At 32.3% G+C, this 19505-nt stretch carries 17 protein-coding genes; 5 read left to right on the forward strand and 12 right to left on the reverse strand.

Annotation, left to right across the window (positions count from 1 at the left end; all coding sequences use genetic code 11):
• The first annotated feature begins 20 nt into the window (after window positions 1-20).
• On the forward strand, window positions 21-470 hold the full coding sequence (locus tag FHK87_RS15070) for a sterol desaturase family protein (protein ID WP_140594538.1): 450 nt from the start codon (window positions 21-23) through the stop codon (window positions 468-470).
• Between the two features lie 31 nt (window positions 471-501).
• On the opposite strand, the gene FHK87_RS15075 is transcribed toward FHK87_RS15070, so the two are convergent.
• The 11 genes from FHK87_RS15075 to FHK87_RS15125 form a co-directional block, all read right to left on the reverse strand.
• Entirely contained in the window at window positions 502-1203 is a 702-nt protein-coding gene (locus FHK87_RS15075) for a DUF3291 domain-containing protein (protein ID WP_140594540.1), read from the reverse strand.
• Window positions 1204-1217: 14 nt separating this feature from the next.
• Window positions 1218-1691 (reverse strand): TlpA family protein disulfide reductase, encoded by a 474-nt coding sequence (locus FHK87_RS15080; protein WP_226294267.1) that lies wholly within the window; start codon window positions 1689-1691, stop codon window positions 1218-1220.
• A 257-nt stretch (window positions 1692-1948) separates the two neighbouring features.
• Window positions 1949-3034 carry a hypothetical protein gene (locus tag FHK87_RS15085; protein WP_140594545.1) on the reverse strand — a complete coding sequence of 362 codons (1086 nt, stop codon included), beginning with the start codon at window positions 3032-3034 and terminating at the stop codon, window positions 1949-1951.
• 75 nt (window positions 3035-3109) lie between these two features.
• A complete protein-coding gene (locus FHK87_RS15090; RefSeq protein ID WP_140594547.1) occupies window positions 3110-3778 on the reverse strand; it encodes a Crp/Fnr family transcriptional regulator in 669 nt (222 codons plus the stop codon).
• Window positions 3779-3905: 127 nt separating this feature from the next.
• Complete coding sequence (locus FHK87_RS15095) at window positions 3906-6176, reverse strand: aconitate hydratase (protein ID WP_140594549.1); 2271 nt, start codon at window positions 6174-6176, stop codon at window positions 3906-3908.
• A gap of 210 nt (window positions 6177-6386) precedes the next feature.
• Window positions 6387-9164 carry a bifunctional aconitate hydratase 2/2-methylisocitrate dehydratase gene (locus FHK87_RS15100; RefSeq protein WP_140594553.1) on the reverse strand — a complete coding sequence of 926 codons (2778 nt, stop codon included), beginning with the start codon at window positions 9162-9164 and terminating at the stop codon, window positions 6387-6389.
• Window positions 9165-9772: 608 nt separating this feature from the next.
• Window positions 9773-10180 (reverse strand): hypothetical protein, encoded by a 408-nt coding sequence (locus FHK87_RS15105; RefSeq protein WP_140594555.1) that lies wholly within the window; start codon window positions 10178-10180, stop codon window positions 9773-9775.
• Between the two features lie 134 nt (window positions 10181-10314).
• Window positions 10315-11271, reverse strand: a complete 957-nt coding sequence (locus FHK87_RS15110) for an AAA family ATPase (protein WP_140594557.1) — start codon at window positions 11269-11271, stop codon at window positions 10315-10317.
• 1 nt (window position 11272) lies between these two features.
• Complete coding sequence (locus tag FHK87_RS15115; protein ID WP_226294268.1) at window positions 11273-12835, reverse strand: peptidylprolyl isomerase; 1563 nt, start codon at window positions 12833-12835, stop codon at window positions 11273-11275.
• Complete coding sequence (locus tag FHK87_RS15120; RefSeq protein ID WP_140594561.1) at window positions 12828-13676, reverse strand: peptidyl-prolyl cis-trans isomerase; 849 nt, start codon at window positions 13674-13676, stop codon at window positions 12828-12830. The genes FHK87_RS15115 and FHK87_RS15120 overlap by 8 nt, the downstream gene beginning before the upstream one ends.
• Complete coding sequence (locus FHK87_RS15125) at window positions 13677-15641, reverse strand: peptidylprolyl isomerase (protein WP_140594563.1); 1965 nt, start codon at window positions 15639-15641, stop codon at window positions 13677-13679.
• Between the two features lie 158 nt (window positions 15642-15799).
• On the opposite strand from FHK87_RS15125, the gene FHK87_RS15130 reads away from it, so the two are divergent.
• The 3 genes from FHK87_RS15130 (at window position 15800) to FHK87_RS15140 (ending at window position 17159) form a co-directional block, all read left to right on the forward strand.
• Window positions 15800-16252, forward strand: a complete 453-nt coding sequence (locus FHK87_RS15130) for an SRPBCC family protein (protein ID WP_140594565.1) — start codon at window positions 15800-15802, stop codon at window positions 16250-16252.
• Between the two features lie 64 nt (window positions 16253-16316).
• Complete coding sequence (locus FHK87_RS15135; protein ID WP_140594568.1) at window positions 16317-16556, forward strand: hypothetical protein; 240 nt, start codon at window positions 16317-16319, stop codon at window positions 16554-16556.
• 84 nt (window positions 16557-16640) lie between these two features.
• Window positions 16641-17159 (forward strand): OmpH family outer membrane protein, encoded by a 519-nt coding sequence (locus FHK87_RS15140; protein WP_140594570.1) that lies wholly within the window; start codon window positions 16641-16643, stop codon window positions 17157-17159.
• Between the two features lie 86 nt (window positions 17160-17245).
• Here FHK87_RS15140 and guaB read toward each other — a convergent pair whose 3' ends face one another.
• The gene (gene guaB, locus FHK87_RS15145) at window positions 17246-18721 is read right to left on the reverse strand and encodes an IMP dehydrogenase (RefSeq protein ID WP_140594572.1); all 1476 of its coding nucleotides are present in this window, start codon (window positions 18719-18721) and stop codon (window positions 17246-17248) included.
• Window positions 18722-19123: 402 nt separating this feature from the next.
• Here guaB and FHK87_RS15150 point away from each other — a divergent pair, with 402 nt between their 5' ends.
• Window positions 19124-19459, forward strand: coding sequence for a hypothetical protein (locus FHK87_RS15150; protein ID WP_140594574.1), 336 nt, complete (start codon window positions 19124-19126; stop codon window positions 19457-19459).
• Window positions 19460-19505 lie beyond the last annotated feature (46 nt).

Raw genomic sequence — 19505 nt, forward strand, 5'->3', positions numbered from 1 at the left:
ACGCAACAAAAATATAGCTCGTGAAAATTTTAATTCAAATACTCATATTTATAGCGACTTTTTCTGTGATGGAATTTATGGCTTGGTTTACTCATAAATATGTGATGCATGGTTTCTTATGGTCATTACACAAAGATCATCATCACAAAGATCACAATAGTTGGTGGGAGCGAAACGATCTGTTTTTTATTTTTTACGCTATTGTAAGCATGTCTTTTATAATGTCTCACAACCCTATTACCTTTTGGATCGGTAAGCCAATAGGTTTTGGGATTTTAGCATATGGTATCGCATATTTTATTGTTCATGATATTTTTATACATCAACGTTTTAAATTTTTGAGAAATGCAAACAATTGGTATGCAAAAGGCGTTAGAAGAGCACATAAAATGCATCACAAAAATATTCATAAAGAAAAAGGTGAATGTTTTGGAATGCTAGTTGTTCCTTTCAAATACTTTAAAAGATAACTCATTAATCAACAAGAAAAATCATTATGCTTTATAATTCGAACAAGGGATTTTTATTATTCCAAGTGCCAATTGACTTATAAGGCTGGAATCTACAAAACATTTCTTCCTTATACCAATCTAATTTCTTTGTCTTTTTGATTGCCTCATTATGCTCTTTTGTTTTATAAGCAAAAGAGATCAAAGCCTCTTTATTTTCCCAAATACTAAATGTTGCCATATTTTTAAATGGTACCTCACCTATTCCCTTTGTAAATAGTAATCCTTTGCAATTTGAAAGAGGGTGTTGAGAAATTGGAACGTATTTCCAAAACTTATACAACATTTTAGTCTTTATAGTTGCTCTGGTAATTACTGCGATAAATGAGTTTGTACGCTCTATATTTAAATTTCGCTTAAAGGGATTAACTCCTGACCATGTTCCTTTTGTAGAAATTGTTTTTAAAAAAACAGACCAAATCTCACAACTCTTTTCTTTATATGATTTTATAATCGTTGATGTAGTAAAAAATGTATTTGCGGCTTCTTCATTTTTCCATACCTGAAGCAGCGCATAAACTCCCCAATCTGGCAAAGGACTAAAACCATTTTTTCCGCTTCCTAATAATTTATACAAAGATTGTCCTTCAATTTTTTTTAATCTCTTATGCATAAATTGCATCATCAAAAAGGCCCATATTTTATTTGATAATGTTTCGTATTTAAAAAAAGTCAACGTTACAACTTCACTCATAAATCTATATTGTATTAGAGCAAGTCATCTATCGTTTTTCTAACCTTATTACTATTCCAGTCGGCTGCCCCGATTTTATCTATAACTATAGTCCCGTTTTTGTCAATCAAATATGTAGTAGGTAAAGATGTACCATCAAATGGTTTAGGAGCTTCAGAAAGTGATCTATATATAGGATAATTATAATTTTTATTTTTCATGAATTTGTTAAGTTCAGGGTCATCATCTGTAGTTACAAACAAAAAAACCACATCATCTTTATAATCATTATATAATTCTTGTAAAGAAGGCATTTCTGCAATACATGGTGGGCACCAAGTTGCCCAATAATTAACTAATATTACTTTATTTTTTGCTTCGTTAAAATTAATTGACTCTGTATTCACACCATGTAATTTCCAATCATAAGATTTTACTTGAGTTCTATCATCAACTTCTACCACCCCAGGACTAAAAGAAAAAATTCTTGTCAAAAATATTTGCATCATTCCCCTTGTATTTGGAATAAAAAACAAAATCAATATGATAACAAAAATCGAGTTAGAAATATTTTTCTTATTAAGCTTCATTTTATAAATATTTTATTTTGAAATGTGAACTTTATTACACAAATCTATGAATTAATAAAGCGCAATCTACGATTGCGCTTTAAAAACTAACAAATAAACAACGAACTATCTTTTTATTTAATAAAGAAAAAACATTGTTATTCTATTTAAATTACATTGAAAAGGATTTCTTTATCTTATCTTACAACAGCATTACGATCTACTCTTATTGAGTTAGACAAATCATAAGTCCCTGTAATTGCATCTACAGTTGCCGCCATAGTGATATTAGAATCATCTTCGAATCTTGCATACCAAATAAAGCATACACCAACTCCTGCATCATCAAAATCAACATTTTCAACCATTTCTAATGTTCCTGGTCGTCCTAGTATATTTCCTGCTTCATCTGTAATCACCCAAGTACTATTTGTACCAAATGCATTAGTAGCATCCAATGTTATTCCTGAAACATTATCTTCCATTCCATCTACATCAAAACTAAATGGTCCACCAGAAATTTTTCCTGCATTAGTAACCTGATTACGTACTACTTCTATACTATTTGATAAGTCAAAGGTTCCTGTAATTTCATCTACGGTAGCTGCTGTAGTGATATTAGAATCATCTTCAAATCTTGCATACCAAATAAAACATACTCCAACTCCTGCTTCATCAAAATCAACACCCTCAACCATTTCTAATGTTCCTGGTCTTCCTAGAATATTTCCTGCGTCATCTGTGATTACCCATGTACTATTTGAACCAAAAGCATTTGTAGCATCCAAAGTTATTCCTGATACATTATCAACTTCACCATCTACATCAAAACTAAATGGTCCACCAGAAATCGCCCCTGCATTAACCACTTGATTACGAACTACCTCAATAGAGTTAGACAAATCAAAAGTTCCAGTAATTTCATCTACTGTTTCTGCAGTAGTGATATTAGAATCATCTTCAAATCTTGCATACCAGATAAAACACGTTCCCGCACCTGCATCATCAAAGTTAACACCTTCAACCATTTCTAATGTTCCGGGTCTACCCAAAATATTCCCAGCTTCATCTGTAATTACCCAAGTACGATTAGTACCTACCGAAGTAGAAGAATCTAATGTTATACCTGTTACAAAATCTGGCTCTCCATCTACATCAAACTCAAATGGTCCTCCAGAAATAGTTCCTGCCTCGACTACAGGAGTATTATTATCGTCGTCATCGCTACAAGAAACTGCAAAAAAGCTTATTGCAAGACACCCTAATATTATTCTCTTAAACATTGTATTAATTTTTTATGATTATTATAAGTATAAAAATATATACATATAACATCATAAAATGTTAGGTAGCTAACATTACACAACAATTTTTAAACGGATTTCTTTTCTATTGAAATCCAATATGTTAGATTCTTTTAGCTCATTTAATATAATATTTAAGGTAGGTCTTGATGTTCCTATGAGATTTGCAATATCTTTTTGAGTGTAGGGATGTTCTATAACCATATCACCTGTATCCGGACAGCAATGACCATAATCTTCTTGGAGCTCATTCAAAAATTCTAACAATCTAGTTTTGGTATCTTTAAATAACAATAATTGCAATCTTCTTTCTAAACGTTTAAAGCGCATTCCTATAAACTTATAGATTCGTAAACTAAACGATTGGTTATCTCTCATCAAACAATGCATAGTATCTACTGCTACCGGGCATATTGAAGTTGAATTATCTATAGATTGTGCAAACTCTGTTCTTTTATCTTCTCCTAAAATTGCTTTTTCTCCAAAAATTTCTCCTCGAGTAAGAATTGCTTTTACAACTTCTTCTCCATCTTCTGCATAATAGCCAATTTTTACTTTTCCTTTTTCTATAAGATATACTTTATTGGCAAAATCATCTTCAAAATAGATATAATCATTTTTTTTATACCCATCAAAATCGTGATTTTTTTTATATTCCCTAAATTTATGAGGACACAGTATATTAAAAAGGTTTGAGTCCTCAAAAAACCAGATAGCGCTCATGATGACTGTGTTTTAAGATGCTAGTTGTTTACTATAGTCGTCAAACATCAAACTTACTTACAAAAAAATACTCTCGAGTAAAATAATACACGAGAGTATTTAGAAAATAATAAAAAATATCTTATTCTTATGCGTTTTGCTTTTTGATCAAATTCAAAGCAGAACCTTCTTTAAACCATTCTATTTGCGAATCATTATATGTATGATTTAACATAATTGTGTCTTTAGAATTATCTGAATGAACGATTTCTAAAGTCAATTGTTTTCCAGGTGCAAATTGATCTAAATCTAGGAAGTTAAATGTATCATCTTCTTGTATCAGGTCATAATCGTTTTCGTTTGCAAAAGTTAACCCTAACATCCCTTGTTTTTTAAGGTTAGTTTCATGAATACGTGCAAAGGATTTTACAATTACTGCTCTTACCCCTAGATGGCGAGGCTCCATAGCAGCATGTTCTCTAGAAGATCCTTCTCCATAATTATGATCTCCTACTACGATTGTAGGGATTCCTTCGGCCTTGTATGCTCTTTGCGTATCTGGAACTCCTGCATATTCACTAGAAAGTTGACTTTTAACAAAATTAGTTTTCTTATTAAAAGCATTTACTGCTCCAATAAAACAATTATTAGAAATATTATCGAGATGTCCTCTGTAACGTAACCAAGGACCTGCCATAGATATATGATCTGTTGTACATTTACCAAAAGCTTTTAACAATAACTTTGCTCCTGTTATGTTTTTACCATCCCATGGTTCAAAAGGTTCTAAAAGCTGGAGTCTTTCTGATGTTGGACTCACCTTTACTTCTACACCACTACCATCTTCTAAAGGTTGAATGTAACCCGCATCTTCTACTGCAAAACCTTCTGGAGGAAGCTCATATCCTCTTGGTTCGTCAAGTTTTACTTCTTCTCCGTTTTCATTAATCAAAGTATCTGTTACAGGATTGAAATCTAATCGCCCTGCTATTGCAATAGCAGTTACTAATTCTGGAGACCCTACAAATGCAAGTGTGTTAGGGTTTCCATCTGCTCTTTTTGCAAAGTTTCTATTAAAAGAATGTACAATTGTATTTCTTGGACCATCTGCAGCTTTATCACCATATCGATCCCACATCCCTATACAGGGTCCACAAGCGTTCGCAAATACAGTAGCACCTATCTTATCAAAAGTATTGATAAACCCATCTCGTTCTATAGTATAACGCACTTGTTCAGAACCGGGAGTGATTGTAAATTTAGATTTTGTCTTTAGATTTTTGTCGGCTACTTGTTTTGCCAGTGATGCTGCTCTCGAGATATCTTCATAAGAAGAATTTGTACAAGACCCTATTAAACCAACTTCTACATTTATCGGCCAATCATTTTCTTTGGCTGCTTCACTCATTTTAGAAATTGGAGTCGCTAAATCCGGTGTAAAGGGTCCATTGAGGTGTGGTTCTAATTCTGATAAGTTAATCTCAATTACCTGATCAAAATATTGTTCTGGATTTTCATAGACTTCTATATCTCCTGTAAGGTGTTCTTTTACCTCATTTGCAGCATCTGCTACATCTGCTCTACCTGTAGATCTCAGATAACGATCCATTGATTCGTCGTATCCAAAAGTAGATGTTGTTGCTCCTACTTCTGCTCCCATATTACAAATTGTACCTTTTCCTGTACAAGACATTGAGATAGCTCCTTCTCCAAAGTATTCTATAATAGCTCCTGTACCACCTTTTACAGTAAGGATATCTGCTACTTTTAGAATAACATCCTTTGGCGCAGTCCATCCAGATAATTTACCTGTTAGTTTTACACCTATCAGTTTAGGAAATTTGAGCTCCCAAGGCATCCCCGCCATTACATCTACTGCATCAGCACCACCAACTCCAATAGCAACCATACCCAAACCGCCTGCGTTTACTGTATGAGAATCAGTACCAATCATCATTCCACCGGGAAATGCATAGTTTTCTAAAACTACTTGGTGAATGATACCCGCACCGGGTTTCCAAAATCCTATCCCATATTTATTTGATACAGATTCTAAGAAATCAAAAACTTCATTACTCGTCTCATTAGCTCTTTTTAAATCTGCATCTGCTCCTACTTTTGCCTGGATCAAATGATCGCAATGAACAGTAGTAGGCACTGCTACTTTTGGCTTACCTGCATGCATAAATTGCAATAACGCCATCTGTGCTGTTGCGTCCTGACAGGCTACTCGATCAGGTGCAAAATCAACATAGTCACTTCCTCTTTCATATACTTTATCTACTTTTCCTTCCCAAAGATGTGAATACAAAATCTTCTCTGCTAGTGTTAAAGGTTTACCAGTAGCTTCTCTAGCTGCATTAACGCGATCAGCAAGCTGGCTGTAGACCTTTTTTATCATTTTGATATCAAATGCCATAGAATAATTATTTTGTGTTTATGTTATCTTCACGAATTTAGCAAAAAAACAAATTGAAAACACCTTGAATACTATTGATTATACTGATTATAAATAAGCAAAAAATTGATAGTATTTTTAAATTTAAATGAGAAATATAACTTATATAAAATAGAAAAAGCTCAAGTTTTCACTTGAGCTTTATTTTATATTTAAGACAGTAATTTTTAATTAAACTACTAGCTCTTTTTGTGATGGCTTAAACTTCGTCAAAACAATACCGTCTACAGCGGCTTGATATTCTTCTAAAGTAGGAGTTCTTCCTAAAATTGAAGACAAAACAACCACTGGAGTTGAAGATAGTAAAGACTCTCCCTTTTTCTCATCTGAATCCCTTACCACACGTCCTTGAAATAAACGTGTCGAAGTAGCCATTACAGTATCTCCTGGTTCTGCTTTTTCTTGATTACCCATACAAAGATTACATCCTGGGCGCTCTAAATATAAAACGTTTTCATATTTTGTACGTGCAGCTCCTTTGGGGGCTTCATCATCAAATACAAATCCAGAGTATTTGGCTAATACTTCCCAATCTCCCTCGGCTTTTAATTCATCAACGATATTATATGTTGGAGGAGCAACTACTAGAGGAGCATTAAATACTACTTTACCTTGTTGGGCTTCAATATTCTTTAGCATCTGAGCTAAAATCTTCATATCTCCTTTATGGATCATACAAGATCCTACAAATCCTAAATCTACTTTTTTAGTTCCTCCATAGAAAGATAATGGCTGGATATTATCATGCGTATAACGCTTAGAAACATCTTCATTATTTACATCAGGGTCAGCAATCATTGGCTCAACCACCTTGTCTAAATCGATAACTACTTCTGCATAATATTTAGCATCAGCATCTGGCTTTAATGCAGGCCTTGAACCTGATTGAAGCTCTGCAATACGATTATTGGCTTTATCTACTAAACCTTGTAATACTTGCTTCTCATTATCCATTCCCTTATCAATCATGATTTGGATACGTTCTCTTGAAATTTCTAAAGATTCAATTAAGGTTTCATCTTCTGAGATACAGATAGAAGCTTTAGCTTTCATTTCTGCGGTCCAATCTGTAAAAGTAAAGGCTTGATCAGAGGTCAAAGTTCCGATATGCACTTCGATAATTCGTCCTTGGAACACATTTTCACCTTCAAATTGATCTAACATTTGTTGCTGTGTTGCATGTACTACATCACGGAAGTCCATATAAGGAACCATATTTCCTTTAAAGGTTACTTTTACAGATTCCGGAATTGGCATTGTAGCTTCACCCGTAGCTAAAGCTAATGCTACAGTACCTGAATCTGCTCCAAATGCTACACCTTTTGCCATACGTGTATGTGAATCGCCTCCAATAATAACATCCCAATCATCAACGGCAATATCATTTAAGACTTTATGAATTACATCTGTCATTGCGTGATACACTCCTTTAGGATCACGACCTGTAATTAATCCGAAGTCATTCATAAACTTCATTAATCTCGGGATATTTGCTTTTGACTTATCATCCCAAACAGAAGCTGTATGACACCCTGATTGATAGCCGGCATCTACAATTGGAGAAATGATAGTGGCTGCCATCATTTCTAACTCTTGAGAAGTCATTAAACCTGTAGTATCCTGAGATCCTACAATATTTACTTCTACACGAGTATTTGATCCTGCATGTAAGGTTACTCCTGGCGTAGTGCCTACAGCATTTCTATTAAATATCTTTTCAACGGCAGTTAAGCCTTGCCCTTCTATAGAAATTTCTTTTGAAGGGGCATATATTTGAGGAACATCAATTCCTAAAACTTTACAGGCGAAAGTTTGTAATTTTTTACCAAAAACTACAGCATAAGAACCTCCTGCTTTTATGAACTCCATTTTTTGAGGAGTTAATGCTGTAGAAATATCTTTCAATTCCTGATCTCCATTATATAACTTTTTTTCTTTTGTATTAATCGTAAGTACTGTACCTGTTTTAACAGAATATACTTCTTTTAATATTGGATCACCTTCTTCATCAACAATGGTGTTTCCGCTTTCATCTTTTTGTTTTACCCAGTTCTTTAGATCAATCCCGATACCTCCAGTTACTCCAACTGTAGTTAAGAAAATTGGAGCGATTCCGTTTGTTCCTGCTATTACAGGAGCTATATTGATAAAAGGTACATAAGGGCTTGAAGAGATACCCGTCCATAAAGCCACATTATTCACACCAGACATACGAGAAGAACCTACTCCCATAGTTCCTTTTTCTGCAATAAGCATAATACGCTTGTCAGGGTGCTGCTCTTTTAAAGCTAACACTTCTTTTTGCATATCTTTATTATGCTCAAAAATGGATTGTCCGTGTAATTCACGATCTGATCTGGAGTGAGCATCAGCTCCTGGAGATAATAAATCTGTAGAAATATCTCCAACACCAGCAATATACGTCACTACTTTAATTTCTTCATCAATCTCTGGTAACTTGGTAAAGAATTCTGCTTGAGCATAACTTTCAATGATTTCTTTAGCAATGGCATTTCCAGATTTCATTGCTTTTTCTAATCGTTCTGTATCTGCTTCATAAAGAAAAACTTGAGTTTTTAAAACTTTAGCTGCTTCTTGAGAAACACTTGTATCATCTCCTAAAGCCAAATCTAGCAATACTTCTACTGAAGGCCCTCCTTTCATATGAGATAATTGCTCAAATGCAAAAGCAGGTGAAATCTCCTCGACAATAGATTCACCAAGAATAATTTCTTTTAAAAACTTGGCTTTCACACCAGCAGCACTTGTTGTACCTGGTAAAGTATTATAAATAAAAAAGTTAAGAGAGTCTTCTCGATGTATATTATCTATATCTTTGATTTGCAAAATTACTTCGCTTAACAAATCAGCTCCATCAATTGGTTTGGGATGTAATCCTTGAGATTGTCTTTCTTCAATCTCCTTGAGATAATCGCTATAAGTGTTCATATAATATTTAATAGAATTCTTTCAATGTTAAATGTGTTTATAGCACATATTTTATTCCTATTTGCATAAAATGCACAATAACTTTAATTTATGTTATTGCTTTTTAAAAAACTATAAGATCTGTAGCAAAATCAATATAGTCCTTACATTGAACATACTTTATAGGTTTTAACTTAGTAAAGTATGAACATTAAACTTTCGCTATGAATATAAAGAGGTATTTTTATCATCTTGTTAGTAATGTTTGTCATTTTACTACTTAAACAGACACATTTTTATCATATTGATATCAAATACCGTTTTTTAATAATTTTCAAGTATTGAAAGTCTTGCGAAAATACGAATTTTAAAGGATTTTCTTGAATGAATACTTACGATCACCTCTTTTTGCATTTTTAAAAAAATAAAGGTGTCTAAATATTACATTCCATAATTTTAACCTCCATAAACTATCAAATCGATAAAAAAACCTTAAATAAAATATAGTGTCAAAAAATAGAATTACGAAAACGTTATAGTTACTCTCTTTAAAATGATAGAAAATCATTAAAAAACAAAAAAATGAGACTTCTTAGGTCTCATTTTTAAAACTAAATATAAATAGCCATTTATTTTCTAGGTTTTCTTTTTCTCAAACTCTTATATTGTTCACGTTGATCGACAGTTAAAGAACTAATGAATTTATCTTCTTCCTTTTTTAATGTTTCTTTATTGGTTTCTCTCATCTTTTTTTGTTCTTCGGTCAACAAAGAGCTCATTGCTTTCCTTTTTTCTTTTCTAGAAAGAGTATCATTATCCAAAATTGAAAGTTGTTCTTCTGTAAATGAAGCTTTCATAGTTTGTCTTAAATCTTTTTTGATCTGTTTTTTAGCTTCAAGTAATTGTTTTTGATCTTCTGATAAACTTTTATAAAACTCTTTTCTTAGTGTTTTATGATCGTTATGATTTTGGGGTTGCTGGGCAAATAAAGTTATCCCTCCTAAGAATAACGATAAGATAAAAATGATATTTTTCATACTTTTTTTATTTAAATAATTAAACAATATACCCTTTAGACTAAAAAACTAGGGTAAAAGTTTAATTTACAATAACAAATAAGAAAAGTGAAGACAAGAATTAGGTTCTATAGGAGTTAAATGAATTCGATATACTAAAACAAATCGTTAATGATTTGTTCAATGCTTATTCCTTCGGCTTCGGCTTTGTAATTCTTAATCATTCTATGTCGTAGAATACCTGTTGCTACAGCTTGTACATCTTCTATATCGGGAGAGTACTTACCTTTTACTGCCGCATTTGCTTTTGCTGCCAGAATAAGATTTTGTGAAGCTCTAGGACCAGCTCCCCAATCAATATAGTTTTTAACCAAATCTGTTGCTGTATCTTGATTTGGGCGAGTTTTTGAAACGAGACCTACAGCATACTCGATAACATTATCGGCTACAGGAATCCTTCTAATCAAATGCTGAAAATCAATAATTTCTTGTGCAGTAAAAAGTGGGTTAATGGTTTGATGCACATCACTAGTTGTGCTTTTTACCACTTCTATTTCTTCATCAAAACTAGGGTATTTTAGCTCAATAGCGAACATAAATCTATCTAATTGAGCTTCTGGTAGAGGATATGTCCCTTCTTGTTCTATAGGATTTTGAGTAGCTAAAACAAAATAAGGTAAATCTAACTTATAATGATGGCCAGCTACAGTTACAGCTCGCTCTTGCATTGCTTCTAAAAGTGCAGCTTGTGTTTTTGGTGGAGTACGGTTAATCTCGTCTGCAAGTATAATATTAGAAAAAACAGGTCCTTTTATAAACTTAAAATTTCGACTTTCATCTAAAATTTCACTCCCTAAGATATCACTTGGCATAAGATCAGGAGTAAATTGAATTCTTTTGAAGTCTAGTCCCAGAGCTTTTGAAATTGTATTAACCATTAGGGTTTTTGCCAAACCAGGAACTCCAATAAGTAGTGCATGTCCTCCTGAAAAAATAGAAATCAATATTTGATCTACAACTTTTTCTTGCCCTATAATTACTTTTGCAATTTCTTTTTTAAGTTCTGAATGTTTTTTTACGAGCTGTTTGATAGCTGCTACGTCGTCGGACATATTATTTTTCTTTTTTTAACCAATTGCCACTATACTCACAATCTCTGTAATCTCCATTTATTTTAATATACGTATCTGTTATTTTTTCATTCTGCCATTTGCGGATTGCATCTATCTGCTTTTTTCTAAGGGCTAACTCTTGTATCTTAAGATAGTCTTTAGAATAATCTGCAATGTGTTCATCATATCGATTAAGAACTGTGATCAATTTAAATTTTTTACGACCTTGTCGGTCTTGATCTGGTATTACTAATGAAACTTCATTAGTTTTTAGTTTAGACACTTGGTCATACAATATAGGGTCTATTTTGGTAAGTTCAAAATGAGTATCGCCAGTTGTTGGATTAATTAATTGTCCTCCATCTTCTTTTGTCTCTTTTTCATCACTAAATTTTCTTGCAGCTTCTGTGAAATCAATAGATTTAGAAACAATACTAGTTCTGATTGAATCAATACGTCTTTTTGCTTCGTCAACACTTTTTCTTGTTACATCAGGTACAAGCAATATATGTCTTACATCTATTTCTTCTCCTCTAATTTTATCTACTTTAAGAAGGTGCCATCCAAAATCTGTTTTAAACGGTTCACTAACTTCTTGCTCTCCCAGACTAAAAGCGACATCTTTAAATTCTTTGGCAAAATTAGTTTTTCGATTCATTGTATATTTACCCCCAGTAGATTTAGACCCGGGATCTTGTGAATATAATACTGCTTTGGTAGCAAAACTACTTCCCTTCTCTACGATATCTTCTCTAAATTGATTTAATCTATCTATTACTTTTTGCTCTTCTTCTTCAGGTACTTTGGGTTCTATTACAATCTGTGCCAATTCTACTTCTGTTCCAAAAAGTGGTCTGTCATCTTTGGGAATATCATCAAAAAATTCTCTTACTTCTTCTGGAGTAATTTCTATGTCTTCGATAATCTTACTTCTCATTTGTTCTGATAACCTATTTGATTTATTAATTTCAAAAAGTTCTTTTTTGAATTCATCAAGGTTATCTTTTTTGTATAGTCTCAATACTTTTTCTACAGTTCCTAATTCATTGGTCATATAGCTAAGTTGTTGATCAACCATTGAATTGATTTCTGCATCTCTAACTACTATACTATCTTGTACAGCATGATGAGCGTATAATTTATTTTCAAAAAGACTACCGGCAAGTTCACATCTACTCACATCTGCCGAAGAAACCCCTTCGCTGATTAACTGTTGATATTGTATATCTATATCACTATCAAGAATTACATTTTCTCCAATAACAGCAGCAACTCCATCTATTTTCATTTTTTGAAAAACCGGTTTGATAGTATCTGCTTCTTTTTTTATTGCTAAACTATCATTTACACTTAATCCAGTAGCAACAATAGAATTCCCATTGGTTAATGTATCTCCTACTGCTAAAGACTCTTTAACTGTAAGAGTATCTTGAATAACAAGAGTGTTTTTTACACTTACCGTATCCTGTTTTGTAATTGTTGAATCTTGCTCTGTAATTTCTTGAGCATAAAATTGTGCACTTATGCTAATCAGCATAGCAAAAAGTGTAGTAGTCTTATTCATAAACTTCAAATTGTTTGTTCTCAACTGCATCTTTCGTAATATCTTTTTCAATTTTCTTAACCAACTCTAGTTTTCTTTTATTCAAAATTATTTGTCTAATTGTTGGTGTTACATATGTTAAAGGTGCGATTTGATTTCTATTTAAAACATCTTTTATCTTTACCATATAAACACCCGTAGAATCCCTGAGTTGTATATAATTCCCTTTTTTCAGAATATCTGACTTTTTTTGTTTTTTCAGAATTGAAATTTTATTTAGGATTTCGTCAAACTTAATCCAAGTAGAATCATTTGTTGAATATTGTAAGTATTCTAGCTTTCTACTTTCCAATTCTTGTTTATCTTCTTCATTAAAACGATTTAATCTCGTTTGCGTTGCAACAATATCTCCGTAATCAGGTGGCAAATGTAAGTAACGTAATTTTAGTATCTCCTCATTAAGATTAAAATTTTCTAAATTTTTATCATAAAAAGATTTGATATCTTGATCGGTGATTTCTAAGTCAATAGACTTTTTGACTACTGCATTTTTATATGCATTGATATATAGCGTATTTTGATAACTCTCTATAAGATCATCAAATTCTTGAAGTTCTGCTTCAGATAAATTTCTTTTTGCCTGATCTATAAAGAGTTGTCGCGTTGCCCAAGTGTTAATATAATTCTTTGCCAAGTTAACACTATCATTCTTTGCAGTATTTTTTGGTATAATCTTTTCTAAGTCATCTTTATATAAATACGCGTCGTTTACTCTGGCAACAATTTCTCTTTGTTGAGTGTTATTAAAGTTTTGACAAGACCATATAAATAATGATAATACTAGTATTTTATAATAATTCATCTAGATAGATAATTCTTTTTTTGCCTTTTTCAAGGTCTTTTTATTAATTCTTACAGAATATTTACTTCTTAGATGATCTAGCCACTGACTTTCTATATTTTTCTGAAAATCGTTTATAACTTCTCCTTTAGTTTCTTCAAAAGTTTTGAGTCGAGAAGGTAAAATATCTTTTACAACCATAAGAGTTGTAAAATTATCGCTTTCGGTAATCATAAATTTTCCTTTTTCGCCAGAAAAATCTTTGGGTAAATTATCCTCTCCTTTTATCAGTTCTTCTTCAGAAAAAAGAACTAGAACCGCATCATTTTTATTTATTTGTTTTTTAATCTCTTCAATAGATTTTTGTTCTTTTAGTAACTTCTGTACTTCAGTAATCACATTTTCTTTTGTAGAAGATGCTTTAAGAATTTTATATACTTCATTCTGTACATATTTATCTTTTTGATCTTCGTAGAATTTTTTCAGTCCTAATGAATCCGTCTTAGAAATATTCCAAATTTTGGATTCCATAAGGTCAAATAATAAAAGTCCGTCTCTATACTCATTAATAACACTCGCAAACTCTTCATTATCTTCCTCTAAGTGTTCTTCATAATATTTAAGCAGAGAAGAGGATTCAAATTGTTTATATGTCTCGTGAGTAAATAGCGAAACGTCTTTGTACATCTTTGATTTACCTTGGTTTCTGAATATAAAATCACTAAAATCCTTATATGAGTATGTTTTATTATTAATTTGAAAAATCAGCTTATTATCATTTTTAGTTTTTGTAAAATTCCATTCTTCTTTTTTGAACATTGGAGTCATCACATCATTAAAATGTGCAATAGCTTCTTTATTTTCTTTGATCGAATATTTTTCTCTTAACGAATTGAGGAAAGAATCTGTAACTAATTTTGATCTGCTATCTCTTTTTACTTTTTCTACGATCTGAAGCTTTGCTTCTTCAAAAGATTTTGGCAGATGTTTTTCTAATAATTGAATAATATGCCACCCATATCGAGTTTTGATAGGTTCAGAAATTTGATTTTCTTCTTGTAAACCAAAAGCTGTTTGTTCAAATTTTTCAGAATTTAATGCTCCCTGTCCAAATTTTCTTAGTTTTCCTCCTTCGACCGCAGTACTTGGGTCATCACTATATTGTTTTGCTAATGAAGCAAAAGCGACACCTTGTTTTAATTGTTGATTGATTTCATTAATTCTTTGCTGTGCTTGTTCTGAAGTTCTGTTTTGATTAACGGCAACCATAATATGTGCTGCAGTAACTTCTCCCAATTTTTTTTCTCTTTTATTAACCTTTACGATATGATAACCATATTGAGTTCTAAAAGGTGTAGAAACATTACCTACTTCTGTATTATAAGCAGCTTCTTCAAATGGATAAACCATTCTAAAAACAGAAAACCAACCTAAATCTCCATTATTTTTTTTTACTGATGGATCTTCACTATAGATTTTTGCAATTTCTGAAAAAGGAGCACCGCTATCTATCTTAGATTTGGCCTCTTGTATTTTATTAAAAGCTTTGAGCGTATCTTCTGCAGAAGCATTCGGTTTTACCATAATCAGAATATGACTTGCATTTAATCTTTCTAGAGATCTTTCATAAGCTTCTTTTACAAGCGCATCTGACGTTTCTGTATCCGTAAGGTATGCTTTAGCTAATTGTTTTCTATACCCTTCTAATTCTTTTAGATAAGTATCTTTTGTATCCAGACCAAGTTGTTTTGCTTCTTTTAGTTTTAACTTATAGTCAATAAAAAGATTCAAATATTCGTCAACATTTTTTTGTGACTCATCTTTGACAAGATCAATATTTTTAAGATATACTTTTTTGAACTCAGAAATATAGACAGGGGTATTATCTATAGTAAAGAGGATATCCTTTGATTGTTGGGCTTTAACCAAAGTAAAAAGAAAGAGCCCCAGACATAGAAGTAGTGATTTTTTTTGTGTAGTTTTCATGATAAATACCTAAATCAGACAAAAATAATAATATTAAAACGTTTTACAACCTTCTTTTCTAACGAAGCAAACATTCCTTATAGTATAGACTTTTAATTTTTTTGTGATCTATGTATATTGTGCACACCAAACAACATCGCATAAACACGTCCCCCAACATGGAATACACCCTGAATATAAAAATAAAACTCCCTATAAATCAAGTCATTGAAAAGTTCAATGATGAAGATAATCTCAAACATTGGCAAAAAGGTCTGATCTATAGAGAACATCTAAGCGGTACAAAAAAAAGTACTGGCGCTACTTCTAAACTCGTTTACAAAATTGGAAAAAGAGAAATAGAAATGATAGAGACTATCACACTCGTAGATCCCCCAGAAATATTTCATTTTACTTTTGACTCTAAAAATGTATACAACATACAGGAAAATTACTTCGAACAATTATCCAACAATGAGACTAAATGGATTTCTAAAAATGAATTTAAGTTTAGTGGATTCATGAAAATTATTAGTTTTTTTATGTATGGTGCTTTTAGAAAACAATCTTATGCGTATATGAAAGATTTCAAATTATTTGTCGAGGAAGGTAAAAGCGTATTGAGCAATTAAAAATATGCTCATTAAAATTTTACAAATTATCATTAAACATTATTTAACGTAAAAACTTATTTTTTTGGAAAAAAACATAAAACTTATTTGGGATTTTAGAGGACCTGATGCAAGTAAAATTGCACAGCATCATGAAACACACTTGAAAGAATACATTAAATCAGAGCAATTGTTATTGAATAAGACCGGTCATCAAGATGTAGATAATATGCACAGTATTGCCTTTATGGTGGTTACTGAATCCGAAATGAAACCTGTAAGAGATGCTCTTAGACCCCATCGAGGGCAACTATATCAAGAATAAAACAAAAAATATAATAACTGGCATATATATTGAGATAGACCTTATATATTTGCAAAAATTTAAAAATCAATAAATAAAATTCTGATGAAAAAAATATTGTTTTTAGTCTTAGTATCAATTGTTAGTCTACAAGTAAACGCTCAATCTAAGACTGGTACTATCGATACTGAATATATACTTTCTAAAATGCCTGAACTTACAAAGGTTCAAGAAGATTTGAAAGCTTATAACACAAAACTAGAAGGAGAGTTAAAAACCAAAGTAGATGATTATCAAGTAAAAGTAAAAGATTATCAAGATAAAGTAGCTTCATTTACAGATGCTATGAAAAAGACCAAACAAGAAGAAATCATCAAATTAGAAAATGATATTGCAAAATTTCGCCAGAATGGAGCACAGCTTGTACAAATAGAGCAAAACAAATTATTACAACCGCTATATAAGAAAATAGGAGGTGCTTTAGAAGAAATTGCAAAAGCTGAAAAATATACACAAGTTTTTACAATAACCTCTAGTGGTTTGGCTTATGTAGATCCAAAATATGATTTGACTAAAACTGTGATGAACAAATTGGGGATCAAGGATGAAGCTCCTAAAAAATAATTGTACATCTTACATAAATTAATACAAAAAAATGCATCCCAAAGAGATGCATTTTTTCGTTTTCAGAATCATTATCATATATTTTTTTATCTACGACTGTAATTAGGAGCCTCTTTAGTAATCGTAACATCATGTGGATGGCTCTCATGTATACCACTAGCAGTAATTTTCACAAAACGCCCTTCATTTTGAAGTGTTTCTATATCTTTTGCTCCACAATATCCCATTCCTGCACGCAGTCCTCCAACAAATTGATGGATACTTTCTAGTAAATCTCCTTTGTAAGCTACTCTACCTACTATACCTTCTGGAACTAATTTTTTGATATCATCTTCTACATCTTGAAAATATCTGTCTTTAGAACCTTTTTTCATCGCTTCTACAGATCCCATACCTCTATACGTTTTGTATTTTCTTCCTTCATAAATTACGGTTTCTCCAGGAGACTCTTTGGTTCCTGCCAATAGTGATCCTAACATGACAGTATCTGCTCCTGCAGCAATAGCTTTAGGAATATCCCCTGTATATCTTATTCCTCCATCTGCTATAACGGGTACTCCAGAACCTTTTATAGCATTTGCAACTTCTAAGACAGCAGAAAACTGAGGAAATCCAACTCCTGCCACTACTCGTGTAGTACAAATAGATCCGGGGCCTATTCCTACTTTTACGGCATCTGCACCAGCTTCTACAAGATATTTTGCTGCTTCTGCAGTAGCAATATTACCTACTACTACATCTAGATCAGGAAATTTTGATTTAACTTCTTTAAGCACAGTTACTACTCCTTTTGTATGACCATGGGCCGTATCAATCACTACAGCATCTACTCCTGCTTTTACCAAAGCATCCGCACGATCAACTGCATCTCCTGTTACTCCTATTGCAGCGGCTACCCTCAATCTCCCTAGTTTATCTTTGTTTGCCATAGGTTTTAGGGTGAGTTTTGTAATATCTCTAAAAGTAATTAGCCCTACAAGGGTATTGTCAGCATTAACAACAGGTAACTTCTCAATCTTGTTATCCTGCAAAATAACTTCAGCTTGCTGTAATGATGTTCCCTCTCCTACGGTTACAAGATTTTCACTTGTCATTACCTCAGAAATAGGTCTTTGATCATTTTTTTCGAAGCGAAGGTCTCTATTCGTAACAATACCTATCAGTTTATGCTCATTATCCACAATAGGAATCCCACCAATACTATGCTCTCGCATATTATTTTTGGCATCAATAACTTTAGCATCTTTTGGTAATGTTACAGGATCTATGATCATACCACTTTCTGCACGTTTAACCTTACGTACTTTTACTGCCTGCTCCTCTATAGTCATATTTTTATGTAATACTCCTATTCCTCCTTCTTGAGCCATAGCGATAGCCATGCGGCTTTCTGTTACTGTATCCATTGCAGCTGATACAATTGGTACATTAAGTGTTATATTTTTTGTGAATTTTGTGGTTATACTTACCTCTCTTGGAAGTATTTCGGAAAGTGCAGGAACTAAAAGGACATCATCATATGTTAGGCCTTCTCCTACAATTTTGGAGTCGTGTGCTGTCATTGCAATTAAAATTTAATTGCATGCAAATGTACGTTTTTTTTGAAGAATAACGTTTTCATATCCTTTTATTTTATTCTTAAAAATATGTATACGCTATCAAATCAATAATTGGCTTTTTTGATTCGCTTTTTAGTAAACTACTTTAAGACAAACTCAAGAAACATAAACAACTACATATTTTTGAAGTTTTGAAGCAGCCCTTCAAACATTTATATCTCAATCATCAAATAAGGGTTAAAAATGAGGTATATATGTTTCAAAAGTTCATTTTATAAATAGTAAACATTTCTAAAAGGGGGAGAATCCCCCATCAAATTCAGTGTTTTTCCCTCTACCGCTATGTTTATATATACGCTACTTTTGGCAACAAGTAAACAAATCATCACACAAAAAAGGCTTATAATGATCATATCACACAAAATATCAAGTTATAGTTTACAAATTGTAAGTAATTACTCTGGTGGAGGAGGTTATCAAATAGGGTTTGTATATCTATATGACGAGCAGCAAAAATATCTAGGACACCTTGGTATTATAAAAGAGCATCAGACACTACCTCAAAACAGAAAATATAATGATGACACATTAAGCATTTATTTTCATGAAACTGAATTACAATCTATCCTTGAAATCCTTAGAAATGAGAACTTAGTTCACCTTAAGTTTAATACCTGTTCAAAATGGGGGGCTTTAGTAACAGGTAGAGGTGCAGCAAGCAATGGGGAGCTTGCTGCCTGACATTGATAAACAGACCTGAAAAAACTATCTAATATGATACTACTCT

The organism is Aquimarina algicola, assembly GCF_006443095.1.
Classification (GTDB): domain Bacteria; phylum Bacteroidota; class Bacteroidia; order Flavobacteriales; family Flavobacteriaceae; genus Aquimarina; species Aquimarina algicola.